The following is a 12,326-nucleotide window of genomic DNA, read 5'->3' as shown; positions in this document are numbered from 1 at the left end:
TGCGGTATCGCAACGCCGTCACCGGCCGGGGTGAGGTGCGGCCGCACCCCCTCCGAGCTGCCCTTCGCCCTGCCCTCCAGGGCTGGCTGCGGCGAACTCGACGAAGGGAAGCGCGTCCATCAGCCAGCACACGGCAGAGCGGATGGCGCGGCGGCGGTTCAGACCAGCCGCGTACGCCTCCTCGCCGGCCCGGGGGAAGTGGAGCGCGATCACGTTCTCCATGACCTTGTCCTCGTGCATTGCGGCCTATGGCTGCATCATGAACAACGCGCGTCGGGGCACGGCCACGCTGATCAGGTTCTGCGTGTCGGTCGGGAGCGCTGTCCGCCGACGCGTAGCCAAGGCAAAGTACAACCGACGCAACCGGCAGTAGACGCCTATGAGTGGTGAACGCGGACCGCGCCGCCCTGAGTTCAGAGAAGTGAACAGGCCAAAGCTGATCGCGCCGGACCACACGGCGTGGGGCATGGCAGACCTCCAGGCCCCCTGGCGGACCTCCAGCCTAGGACGCGGCCCTCGGGCCTGCATGCGCAAGAGCGTTCCCCGGCCGCCGACGGTCGAGGAACGCTCCGCCTCACTCTGGACCCGGCACTGACAACGGGCCGGGGACAGCCGTGTGGCCCGGTCTCTCTGAAGGAGAGGACGGCGGAGACGGCGCGGGAGGCGGGCGCCATGAGGGTGCCCTGCAGGTTGGCCTCCCATTCGCCTTGGTGCTGCGAGGTCGCGCCCACCAGTTCGGCGTCGGCGTCCGTGCCGTTACGGATCGAGAAGGATCACGGCCGGGACGGGGATGAGTACCGGCTCTGAAGAACACGATCGAGTGCCGCCCGGCCTACAGGTCCCCAGTTCGGCTTGCCGCCGGGAAGGCCCCGATCTCCGTTCTGCCCCATGAGCATCAGGAAGAGGCTCTTCATAGCGGCCAGCCCGCGGGCGCGCCGGATCGCCGCCTCGTCCGCGCACGCGTACATGTCGAAGAACCGTGAAGCCGTGCCCGCGGGCAGCAGCACCCATGCGGCGGCGAGGTCCCATGCCGGATCGCCGGCGAACATGGCACCGAAGTCGACGATGCCCGAGAGCGTTCCGTCCGAGACGACGACGTTCGCGGGATGAAGGTCGCCATGCACCCAGAGCGGCGGGCCCTCCCACTCTGGCGCCGCGACAGCGTCGTCCCAGACGGCCCGGACATCGTCGGCGAGGCCATCGGGGACGACGGCGTAGAAGAAGTGGTCGAAGCCGTCCGTGCACTTCTTGGGGTGAGCGCCGAAGTCCGAGCTGATCGGCGCGTCAGCGGGCGCCTCCACGTGAAGTGCTTTGAGGAAACCAGCCAGTGTGTCGGCCGCGTGGTCGCCGCGGCTGATCGAGCCTTGGTCCAGCGGTTCGCCGGGAACCCACGTCATCACGGTCCAGTGCTTGGGGAAGCGCTCGGACGGTTCGCCGAACCGCACCGGGGTCGGCACCGGCAGCGGCAGGCGCGGAGCCAGCACGGGTAGCCACCGCCGCTCCTTGAACTGGAGCTCTGGGGTGGGGTCCATGCGCTGCATGCGCACGGCCAACTCATCCCCGAGGCGCCACATCTGGTTGCCCCAACCGCCCGCCACCTCGCGGATGGCCAGCGCTGCAAGGTCTGGATGTTGCTCCTGCAGCAGGTCACGGACCAGGTCTGCGGTGATCTCGATCTCAGAGTTGGTCATGCGAAGCCACAGTATCGGGGCAGGCGGGGCAGCTCTCACTGTCCGGAAGATCTCGCCACTCAACCTTCCTGGCGAGAGATCAGTCACTGGCCACACGTTCGCAAACTGTCGTGCTCCCCTCGCAAACTGTCGTGCTGTGACTGAGTGCGGTACTTGGCCGGTCTGGCCAAGTACCGCACTCAGTCACGTGTGCCAGCGGCGAGCCAGGTCGTCGACAGCGGGCGACGGCGTCACTACCCGGCCGTTCCAAGGATCTGATCGGCCGTCGCGAAGCGGTGCACCGTCGGCTTCAGCACTTCGTAGAGGTAGCCGAAGTACTCCGTTTCCGCCGTACCGGTTAGCACCGCCAGCAGAAACGCGAGGCACCCCATGTCGTGGTGTTCCCACAGGGGGCCGCGCCCCTCGTTGTAGAGCACGGTCCACTCTTCGGGGCGCTGACCGGGCCGCGCCAACCAGTACAGGAACGCCCCCGTGCCCTCCTCGAATGCCCACGGCAGGACCCTGGCCCCCGCCTTCTGCAGGCCGGCGGGCTTGTCCTCGAACTCCCAGAGGTCGGCCAGGACCTCGTCCCGTTCCGTCATCTGCGCGTGCAGGTCGCAGTCGTCGTAGGCGGAGTCGGGGACGAGCAGCCAGATCGTCTCGTCGAAGATGCCGTCGCCGTATGTCTCGACGAGCTGCTTGTAGTCGGCAGGCAGAGCCGCACCGAGGGCCCGCTCGGCTTCCGCCCAGTCCACCGCGGGTGGCGGATTGACGGGCGGAGGGCAGAGGCGGACGAGCGCATCGACGGCGATCATGGAACGGACGCTACCGGGACGCGGACGCGCCCAGTACCCGTGGGCGGCGGAAGGCCAGGCGAAGATCCGCAGCGGAACCCGGCCCCGGTACCCGCTCACCGGGGCGAAGACCTCGGCACGCCGAGGGCTGCGTCTGTCGGGTGGTCGATGAGTGCGCACTTGGCCGGTGGGGCCACCTACAGCGCCGAGTCACGGCTGTGACTGAGCGCTTCAGTTGGCGAGTTGGTTCGCGGAAACCAGCCACCGCCAGCGCCGACGCTCCGTGACAAGAGTGCCGGCGGCCAGCAGGGTCACGGGGATCGCCGCCCAGGCGGGCCAGGCCAGCCACGAGGAGATCACAGCTGCGGCGAGTTGGAGCAGCACCAGCAGGATCGTGGCCCAGCCCGGCACCCCGATGATCACGTTGGCCTTGTCCCTCCGGGTGGAGAAAAGCGTCGGAAGGCCGATCAGGGCCACTACGGACACGGCGGCAAGCATCCATGAGTGGCCGGCCAAGGCCCAGGGGGTGGCCACCCACGCGACGAGCTCCGTCGCGAAGCGCAGGGCGGACGCGGCGCGGTCGTCCGGTCGTCCCGAGGTCGTTTCTCCACCAGCAACGTCGGTCACCTGCGGACGATCTCACGGCGCGCGGCCGACTGCCAGGGGGTGGGGGCGCCACCGTCGCACCATGGCTTCCCGTATGCCCCGCACAGCCGGGGACACACGGGACGCTGAGTGCTTCAGCTGGCGAAACTCGCCAACTGAAGCACTCAGTCACGTGCTCCGTCACAAGGACACGCGGGACCCAGGACTCGCTCTGTTCGATTTTTGTTCGATATATTGGAGACAGAACAAGCCATGCGGCTTGAATGGGGCTCGTGTGATCGGAGGTGGCAAACGTGAAGACCTCCGGGTTCTCTCACCTGCACGTAGCCTCCGGATACTCGGCCCGCTACGGCGCCTCACTCCCCCACGACCTGGTCCGCCGGGCCGCCGAGCGCGGCCTCTCCACGCTCGCGCTGACCGACCGCGACACGGTCGCCGGGACCGTGCGCTTCGCCAAGGCCGCGGCCGCCGCCGGCGTGCGCCCGGTCTTCGGCGTCGACCTCGCCGTCGCCCCCGCCGCCGACCCCGACCCGCGCCGGCCCGACGTGGCCCTGCCCGCCCCGGCCGCAGCCGCCCGGTCCTGAACGAGAGCCGCACGCGCGGCCCCGGCATCAGCTCCGGATGGGTAGTGCCGCCGCACCGAAGCGTCACGGCATCGCCTTCGTACGCACCACCGTCGGCCGAGGGCACCGGGGACCACCGTCAGGTCGTCCTCGTCAAAAGCGGACCTGCCCTCAACTCTCGCTGCCGGCAAGGGCCCGTCGCCGGTCGCTCCTGGCCCTCACGCTTCACTGGGCAGCACGCGAGTGCGGCCAATGGCGCCGAGCCAGGCGGCCGAGGGCTTGGGAGTACGGACGAAGGTCTCGCGGTCGACGGCGATCAGGCCGAAGGTCGGTTCGTAGCGGCCCCATTCGTAGTTGTCCAGGGCGCTCCAGTGGAAGTAGCCGCGGACGTCGATGCCGTCGCGCAGGGCGGCGTCCAGGGAGTCCAGGGCGCCGGTGGTGTAGTCGATGCGGCGGGAGTCGTCGGCGGTGGCGATGCCGTTCTCGGTGACGATCAGCGGCGTACCGGTGGCGACGGAGGCGCTGTGCCGCAGGGCGTGGCCGAGGGCCTGCGGGTAGTACTCCCAGCCCATGAGGGTGCGTTCCGCACCCTCGGGTACGGGCAGCCGGCCGTTCGGGCCGATGAGCGTGCGCGTGTATGCCTGCACACCGAGCCAGTCGTCGCCGCGGGCGGCTTCAAGGAAGACGTCCACACGCGGGTGCCGGAATGCCGCGGCGACATCCTCGGCTCCGGGCAGGGGCTGGCACACCAGGTTGGCGACGGACCAGCCGGCACTCACCTGCGGTGCAAGGGACTTGACCGTTTCGACGGCGCGGGCGTGCGCCCGTACCAGTGCATCGGTGGTGGCCCCGTCCGGGGCCGGCGGGGCCTCGGCAAAGGACACGGCCTGGCCGGAGGCGAGGGCGGCCTGCGCGGCAGCCATGACGGCGAGAATATTGGGCTCGTTGATGGTGCACACATGCGCCACGTCCGTGGCGTAAATGGGGGCGGCTGCCGTGAGGTAGCGGGCGAAGAGTTCGTCCGATCCGGCGGCGGCCCAGCCGCCGCGCTGGGCGAACCAGCGGGGTGCGGTGAAGTGGTGCAGCGTCACCATGGGCCGCAGGCCCCGTTCGCGGGCGCCCTCGACCATGCGCCGGTAGTGGGCGATGGCGGCGCGGGAGAACTCGCCCGGGGCCGGTTCGATGCGGGCCCATTCGATGCTGAACCGGTAGTCGGTGAAGCCGAGTTCGGCCAGCAGGTCCATGTCCTCGCGCCAGCGGTGGTAACTGTCGCAGGCGTCGCCACTGGGTTCTTTGACGTAGGGGATTCCACTGTGCTCGAACTCCCACCAGTCGCTGTTGGTGTTGCCGCCCTCGATCTGGTGGGCGGCGGTGGAGGCGCCCCACAGGAAGCCCTCGGGCAGTCGTCGTTCATGCGTCATGAGCTGGTTCTCTCTTCTGTGTGGCCGCGTGCGGGGGCAGTCGCGGCGGGTCGGCGGACCCGGCTGTTGATGGCGAGGCAGGCAGGTGGGTGCGCGCGCAAAGGGCGAAACGTCAGGTGGCGGGGTCGAGGGCTTGTTCGCGGCGCGCGTGCAGTTCCCTCTGGACACGGGCCACGTCATCGGCGTACGAGCGGTGAAGGAGCGTCAGGAAGGCGCCGTTGATCAGCATCAGGACGACGAGGGCCCACAGGAAGACCGTGCGCAGTCCGACGGCGTCACCGAGGAAGCCGGCACCGAGGCTGTAGGCGGCCCAGGCGATCGCTTCGACGATGGAGACGTAGAGGGCGAATGCGGCCCCGCGCAGTTCCGGTGGGGTGATGGCCATGACCATGGGGCGGTTGACGCTCGGGTTGATGCCCTGGGTCGCGCCCATGAGGGCGAAGAAGACACAGAACAGGGCGATGCTGTCGTAGCCGAACTGGGTGCCGAAGTAGGCGACGAGCGCGAAGGCGAACTGGGCCGCCTGGAGGACCGCGACAAGGCCGTGGCGCGGGCTGAGCCGGGTGGCCCGGTCGGCGGCGACGCCGCCGAGGAGCGTGCCGAGGAAGTAGCCGACGCCGAAGGGCAGCAGCACGATCGACGCCTTCTGGGTGCTGAAGCCGTAGGCGTCCACGAGGAAGACCACGCCGAAGGTGCCCACCAGGAGGTGTCCAGACAGCAGGCGCGAGACGAGCAGGATCACCAGGCTGCGGATCTTGAGGAGCGAGAGCGCCTTGGTCCAGGTGAGTTTCGCCTGGGCGTCGCGGGTGGCGCGGTCGAGGTCGGCGAGCTGCTCCTCGGACGCGCCGCGTCCCGGATCGCGGAACCCCACCCAAAGGGCGAGGCCCAGCAGGATGTTGAAGGCGCCGATGCCCCACAGGCCCCAGCGCCAGCCGTCGTCGACACCGGCCAGCTGGCCCTTGAGCGGGCCGATCACAGCGGTGACCAGGGAGACTGCGCCGTAGACCACGCCGACCGCGCGGCCTCGGGACGAGCCGCCGAAGAGGTCGCCGATGAGTTCGGTGATGATGGGGTTGGCGGCCGCGTAGCCGGCTGCCAACACGGAGTAGAGGACGAGGAGTTGGGTGAAGTTCTGCGAGAAGCCCGCGGCCACGCCCCAGACGCCCCAGAGCCCGGTGGCCACGACGAGGACGCTCTTGCGCGACCAGCGCTGCGCCGCCCACACCCAGAAAGGGCCGGTGAAGGCGCCCACGATCTTGGCCGCGGCGGTCAGTATCCCGAGGGCGCCCAGCGAGACGCCGAGGGACTGCCGGATCAGCGGGAAGAGGCTGCTGACCAGGCTCGCCTCGGTGCTGTCGACCAGCATCGTGCCACCGAGCAGGGACAGCTGTCGCCAGCGCCCCTCGACCTGGACCTCGGCTTTGGGCGTGACGGGGCTCTGGCTAAGCTCAGGCATCGCGCCTTCTCTTTTCTCTGCGTTCTTCTTGGCGGGAGATCTGCGGGAGGGAGAGGGCAGTCGCCGGTGACGGGGCGGCAACCCCGTCACCGGCTCAAGTGGCCGCAAGGCGCTCAGAGTTGAGCGAGCTCCTCGGCCACCAGGCGGAGGTTCGACGGCGGGAACAGCGCGCCCGCCATCGCGGCGACATCGATGAGCGGAGTCGCCCCGATCATCTGCAGGAGCTCCGAGTCGGCGACGCCGGGCAGGTGCCTGCGCAGCACTTCGACGGCGACCGGGTCGGAGATCAGCGCCGCGAGGGGCGTGCGCAGCGAGAGACGGCCCTCGGGGAAGTCCTTGGCGCGGGGCAGCGGTTGGGCGGCCCGTTCGGCCTGCTCGCGCTGGGCCCGTACCAGGAGGTGCTTCTCCGTGACCGGGCCGTGGGCGGGCAGACCGAGGCGTTCGTACTGGCTGGGCGGGGCGTCGCCCGCGCGCATCAGCTCCACCAGCAAGGCGGCCATGCGCAGTTCGGCGGCGTCGTCGACCAGCGGGGTGTGCTGCTCGGGGTCGGTCTCCAGGTCGAAGAGGAGCGTGCCGTGGTGGTACGGGTTGACGAGGGTGCGGCCCGGCACGCGCAGGGTGCGGATGTTCTTGGTGAAGTCGAAGGGCTCGGCCAGTTCCAGGTCGGCGAGTTCGGCGGGTGAGAAGCGGCCCCGCATGTGGGTCGGCATCAGGGTGTGTTCGTACAGGGGCGCGTTGTCGGGTGAGGCGGGCGCCCGCATGTAGACGTAGCGGCCGTCGGTGACGTTGACGTGTCCGCCGTGGATGCCGAACAGGCCCGCTTCGCGCACCGGGGTGTCCTCGGCGACCGGGAGCGGTGCGCCCTGCATGTCGCCGGGGCGGTCGACGTCGAAGAACTCGAGGAGGGTCGGCGCCACGTCCACGGTCTGCACGAGCGCCGAACGCCGTTCGCCCGCAACGCGGTTGCGCGGGTCCCAGGCGAACAGCGGCAGGTGGACCAGTTCGTTGAACCAGGGCTGGACGCTCTTGCCCCACCAGCCCTTCTCGCCGAGCAGCAGCCCGTGGTCGGTGTTGACGATCAGCAGGGTGTCGTCCCACAGCTCCAGTTCGTCCATGGTGTCCAGGACCCGGCCGAGCGAGTGGTCGCACATCGACAGGAGCGCCCCGTACTCGAAGCGGGCGTGCTCCACCTGGCCGTCGGTCTCGACGACGCGCTTGTAGTCGGGCCAGTCGAAGTGCGGGCCTTCGTAGCCGTGCGGGTAGAGGTCCTTGTACTGCTGGTGGCTGAAGAACGGCTCGTGCGGGTCGAAGGTCTCGATCTGCACGAACCACCGGTCGGCATCCTTGTTCGTGCGGACGAAGTCGAGGCCCGCGTCGAAGGTGAGGGTCTGCGGGTGCCGGTCCTCCGTCGCCATGTGGGGGCGGTTGACCCAGTCCTGGCGGTAGGCGCCGAAGCGCATCCGCTTCAGGTCCTCGGGTATCTCGGGGTCGGCGACCTGGCCCTTCCACGGGTCGCCCTCCTGGCCGCGGAAGAACTCCCAGGTGTTGTAGCGGCCGTGGTAGGTGGCCCCGCCGTCCTCCCAGTAGTGCGGGTGGTCGCTGACGAGGTGGGTGTACACGCCGTTCTGCTTGAGGAGTTCGGGCATCGAGTCGTCGAACGGCTCAAGGGGGCCCCAACTGCGGTGCAGGAAGTTGTGCCGCCCCGTGTGGAGTTCGCGGCGGGCCGGCATGCAGGGCATCGAGCCCGCGTACGCGTTGTCGAAGGTGACGGCCTTCTCCGCGAGCCGCGCGAAGTTCGGAGCGTGGGTCCAGTCGCCTCCGTACGGCGGCAGCATGTGCCGGTTGAGGCTGTCGAACATCACCATGATCGCCCTCATCGGACGGGCTTCCCTTCTGTCAGGTTGCGCAGGGTCCGCTCCAGCCAGGCGACCCAGCGGTCCATGGCGGCCGCGCCGAGCGTATGGAGAGCGTCGTGGACCTGCCGGTCGAGGTCCTGGTCGAGGCCGGGTGCCGGGTCCTCGTAGCGCAGAGTGCGGTCGCGGTCCCGGTTCTTGGCGATCTGCGCGCGGCGGTATCCGAGTTCGGTCCCGACGATCCGGATCGCGGCGTCCGTGTCGAGCGGCGCAGCGACGCTGAACCGCGCGAGGAAGTCGATCTCCTGGAAGCGGCTGGGCGGCTCGTAGGGCGAGCGCACCCATTCCATGAGGACCTCGCGCCCACGCGGCGTGAGCCGGTACACCTTGGCGTCCGGGCGGCCTTCGCGCGCGTCGACCTCGTGCCGCACCCAGCCGTCGGCCTCCATCTGCCCGAGCTTGCGGTAGATCTGGCTGTGGTGGGCCCGCGCCCACAGGAACTGCCCTTCGGTCTCAAGCCACTTGCGCAGGTCGTACCCGCTGTAAGGGCGACGGGCCAGCAGGCCGAGCAGGACGTACTCGAACTTCACGGACGTGGACTCCCTCAGTGCGGAAGCTGTGTGCGACGTTTTTCTATGTGCAGCTTCACCTAGGTGAGAATTCATATACTCACGTCATGGAGACGTCAATGGGATGTTGCGTACCGGAAACCCGGATCTGCTCCACAGGACCGCTGCCCGCGCCGGCCCATGTGCCGCCCGCGCACGACCAAGTCACCCTCCCCGGGGGCGAGTTCCTGATGGGGGACGCCTTCGACGAGGGCTACCCGGCGGACGGTGAACAGCCCGTGCACGCGGTACGCGTAGCCCCGTTCGCCATCGACGTCACCACGGTGACCGTGGCGACGTTCGAGGCGTTCGTCACCGACACCGCGTACGTGACCGTCGCCGAACGGGAAGGCAGCTCCGCCGTGTTCCACCTGGCGGCCGCCGCCGAGCGGGCGGACGTCCTCGGGGCAGACCCGGCTGCCCCCTGGTGGCTGGACGTACGGGGCGCCGACTGGCACCACCCCCACGGCCCGCTGTCCACCGCGGAGCCGGACCACCCAGTGATGCACGTGGCGTGGGACGACGCCCTGGCGTACTGCGCCTGGGCTGGCCGCCGCCTGCCGACCGAGGCGGAGTGGGAGTACGCGGCCCGCGGCGGACTCGCGGGCCGCCGCTTCGACTGGGGCGACGAACTCACCCCCGACGGACGGTGGTTGTGCAACATCTGGCAAGGCCGCTTCCCGTATGCCAACACCGGTGCGGACGGCTGGCTGGCGACCGCACCGGTGCGGTCCTACCCGCCCAACGGCCTCGGCCTGTACGAGGTCGCCGGGAACGTCTGAGAGTGGTGCGCGGACTGGTTCGCCTCCAACTACTACGCCCACTCCCCTGCCGCCGACCCTCGGGGGCCGCGGAGCGGCGAGCGCCGTGTCATGCGGGGCGGCTCCTACCTGCGCCACCACACCTACTGCCACCGCTACCGCGTGGCCGCACGCTCGGCCAACACGCCGGCGTCCAGCAGCGGGAACTGCGGGTTCCGCACGGTCGCCGGGTGAGGGGTGACGGGGTCAGGATGTCTCCTCCCTCTCGGTGCCCGCGGCCGACCGCACCGTCTCGACCAGTTCCTGTACGTCGTCGAAGCTCAGGGGAACGATCGGGAGCCCGGCGAGCTGGCTGAGGCGCATGTTGGCCACCATCCGCTGGCGGGAGCTTCCCTCCTGGGGGTAGGCGTCGCCCATGGACTTCTGGACCCGGCTGAGCAGTGCGGTGATGGCCGGGCCGCCCACGGGGTGGGCGAGCCATACCTCGACGGTCGAGTCGGCGTCCGGCTGGTCGGCGTAGGCGTCGCCGTCGACCGGGACCGTAGTGGTCAGCCTGATGTCGCGGCTGGAAGCCCCGACATCGATACGGTGGTCGGCGTCCTCGACGAGCCAGGTATCGGCTGCGGTGTTGAAATAGGCGAGGTCGGCGCGGGCGATGCGGACGGTAACGTTCTGGGTCTCGCCGGGCGTGAGGCGCACGGCGGCGAATCCCTTCAGCTCCCGTACGGGGCGCCGGGCCCGCGTGCCCGGCGCGGCCACGTACACCTGGACGACCTCGTGACCGGCCCGCTCCCCGGTGTTGGTGACCGCCACGGTGACGTCGAGCCCGCCCGCGTCCGAGGCCACCCGCAGGTCCGCGTAGTCGAAGGTGGTGTACGACAGGCCGTGCCCGAAGGGGAAGGAGACCGCCATGTCCCGGGCGTCGTAATGGCGATAACCGACGAACAGGCCCTCGCTGTACGTGACATGACCGTTCTCACCGGGCCAGGCCAGGTACGCCGGGGTGTCGACGAGCCGCAGCGGGATCGTCTCCGCGAGGCGACCCGACGGGTTCGCCCTGCCGAACAGGAGGTCGGCGGTGGCCGAGCCACCGGCCTGGCCGGACAGCCAGCCTTCCAGGACGGCCGGTACGTCGTCGATCCAGCCGGCCAGCCGGACCACGCCACCGTTGGAGAGGACCACGACGGCGTTCGGGTTGACCGCGATGACGGCGGAGAGCAACCGGGTCTGCTCCTCAGGGAGTTCGATGTGTTCGCGGTCGTAGCCCTCGGACTCGAAGCTCGGCGGCAGACCGAGGAACAGCACAACCACGTCCGCACTCTCGGCCGCGCGGACAGCCTCCTCGTGCGGCGCTGCCGCATCGGCGTCCGGAGCATCGACGGGGAAGCCGGGAGCGAAGGTGACGTGCGCCGTGGGCGCGGCCTCAGTGATCGAGGTCAGTGCGGAGTCCAGCCGGGTCGGGGTCACGCGCGAGCTGCCCTCGCCCTGGTAGCGGGGAGTACGCGCGAACTCACCGATGACCGCGATGTGTTGGGGTGCGGCGGGGTCCAGCGGGAGGAGCGCGCCGTCGTTCTTGAGCAGTACCGCCCCGCGCGTGGCGACCTCGCGGGCCAGGTCGTGGTGGGCGGCCGGGTCGAAGTCGGCACCGGGGCGCGCGTGCTCGGCCGCCTTGCGGGCGAGTGCCACGACCCGCGCGGCACTGCGGTCCAGTGCCTCCTCGGAGAGTTCCCCGGATTCCACGGCCGCGACGGCCCGGGCAGGGCCGGCACCGGACGAGGACGGCATCTCCAGATCAAGCCCGGCGGCAAGAGCCCGCGCCCGGTCGACCACGGCGCCCCAGTCGGAGACGACCACGCCGTCGTATCCCCACTCGCCGCGCAGCACGTCCGTCAGAAGCCAGGGGTTCTGCGACGCGTGCACGCCGTTGACCCGGTTGTAGGCGCACATGACCGTCCAGGGCCGGGCCTCGGTCACCACGCGGTGGAAGGCCGGAAGATAGATCTCGCGCAAGGTCCGTACGTCGATGTCCGCACTCACCGACATACGGCCGGTCTCCTGGTTGTTCGCGGCGAAGTGCTTGACCGAGGCCCCCACACCCTGCGCCTGCAGGCCCTTGACCCAAGCCACCCCCAACACCCCACTGAGCAGCGGGTCTTCGGAGAGGTACTCGAAGTTGCGACCGCACAGCGGGCTGCGCTTGATGTTGACGCCGGGGCCGAGAAGCACGTGCACGCCGTGCGCGAGGCACTCGCGGGCCAGGGCGTCGCCGACCCGCCCCGCGAGGTCGGCGTCCCAGGTGCTCGCCAGGGTGACGGCGGGCGGGAAGCAGGTGGCCGGAGCGCTGCCGTTGATGCCCAGGTGGTCGGCGTGGGTGTCGTTCTGCAGCCGCAGCCCGTGGGGGCCGTCCGAGAGGCGGACCGCCGGGAGCCCGGCGTCGGGGATCCCCGTGGTGTGCCACCAGCCCGCGCCGGTGGTCAGGTCGGCCTTCTCGGCGAGGCTCAGCCGGGCCACCGTCTCGCCGGGCGTCTGCGTCGACTGGTTCGGGTTGTTCATGCCTTCTCCTTGGAGGGTGGTGCGGGTTGATGTGCGGCGCG

The 12,326-nt window shown here is 70.0% G+C and carries 10 protein-coding genes and 1 pseudogene; 2 read left to right on the top strand and 9 right to left on the bottom strand.

All coding sequences use genetic code 11. From position 1 onward, the window contains the following. Window positions 1–18 precede the first annotated feature (18 nt). The 4 genes from OG698_RS47100 to OG698_RS47085 form a co-directional block, all read right to left on the bottom strand. On the bottom strand, window positions 19–222 hold the full coding sequence (locus OG698_RS47100; protein WP_406110551.1) for a hypothetical protein: 204 nt from the start codon (window positions 220–222) through the stop codon (window positions 19–21). 551 nt (window positions 223–773) lie between these two features. After that, window positions 774–1,691 carry an aminoglycoside phosphotransferase family protein gene (locus OG698_RS47095; protein ID WP_406110549.1) on the bottom strand — a complete coding sequence of 306 codons (918 nt, stop codon included), beginning with the start codon at window positions 1,689–1,691 and terminating at the stop codon, window positions 774–776. Between the two features lie 233 nt (window positions 1,692–1,924). Beyond that, complete coding sequence (locus OG698_RS47090) at window positions 1,925–2,485, bottom strand: hypothetical protein (RefSeq protein WP_406110547.1); 561 nt, start codon at window positions 2,483–2,485, stop codon at window positions 1,925–1,927. A gap of 210 nt (window positions 2,486–2,695) precedes the next feature. Then, on the bottom strand, window positions 2,696–3,091 hold the full coding sequence (locus tag OG698_RS47085; RefSeq protein WP_406110545.1) for a hypothetical protein: 396 nt from the start codon (window positions 3,089–3,091) through the stop codon (window positions 2,696–2,698). 272 nt (window positions 3,092–3,363) lie between these two features. Here OG698_RS47085 and OG698_RS47080 point away from each other — a divergent pair, with 272 nt between their 5' ends. After that, the gene (locus tag OG698_RS47080) at window positions 3,364–3,654 is read left to right on the top strand and encodes a PHP domain-containing protein (RefSeq protein ID WP_406110543.1); all 291 of its coding nucleotides are present in this window, start codon (window positions 3,364–3,366) and stop codon (window positions 3,652–3,654) included. 197 nt (window positions 3,655–3,851) lie between these two features. Here the strand turns inward: OG698_RS47080 and OG698_RS47075 are convergent, their stop codons facing one another. From OG698_RS47075 to OG698_RS47060, 4 genes are all read right to left on the bottom strand, one after another. Continuing rightward, window positions 3,852–5,054, bottom strand: a complete 1,203-nt coding sequence (locus OG698_RS47075) for a glycoside hydrolase family 1 protein (RefSeq protein WP_406110541.1) — start codon at window positions 5,052–5,054, stop codon at window positions 3,852–3,854. Window positions 5,055–5,166: 112 nt separating this feature from the next. Next, entirely contained in the window at window positions 5,167–6,510 is a 1,344-nt protein-coding gene (locus tag OG698_RS47070; protein ID WP_406110539.1) for an MFS transporter, read from the bottom strand. A gap of 113 nt (window positions 6,511–6,623) precedes the next feature. Beyond that, window positions 6,624–8,387 carry a sulfatase gene (locus tag OG698_RS47065; protein ID WP_406110537.1) on the bottom strand — a complete coding sequence of 588 codons (1,764 nt, stop codon included), beginning with the start codon at window positions 8,385–8,387 and terminating at the stop codon, window positions 6,624–6,626. After that, on the bottom strand, window positions 8,384–8,953 hold the full coding sequence (locus tag OG698_RS47060; protein WP_406110535.1) for a PadR family transcriptional regulator: 570 nt from the start codon (window positions 8,951–8,953) through the stop codon (window positions 8,384–8,386). Before OG698_RS47060 ends, OG698_RS47065 begins: the two co-directional genes overlap by 4 nt. Window positions 8,954–9,039: 86 nt before the next feature. Between OG698_RS47060 and OG698_RS47055 the strand changes: the two are divergent. Continuing rightward, window positions 9,040–9,966, top strand: a pseudogene (locus OG698_RS47055) (formylglycine-generating enzyme family protein). Window positions 9,967–9,978: 12 nt separating this feature from the next. Here OG698_RS47055 and OG698_RS47050 read toward each other — a convergent pair. Further along, window positions 9,979–12,285: a glycoside hydrolase family 3 C-terminal domain-containing protein gene (locus OG698_RS47050; RefSeq protein ID WP_406110533.1), complete on the bottom strand. Its 2,307-nt coding sequence runs from the start codon at window positions 12,283–12,285 to the stop codon at window positions 9,979–9,981. Window positions 12,286–12,326: the final 41 nt, after the last annotated feature.

The organism is Streptomyces sp. NBC_01003, from assembly GCF_045162695.1.
Lineage (GTDB): Bacteria > Actinomycetota > Actinomycetes > Streptomycetales > Streptomycetaceae > Streptomyces.
The sequence above is the reverse complement of the archived record's forward strand: the minus strand, read 5'-3'. Positions and strand labels throughout refer to the sequence as shown.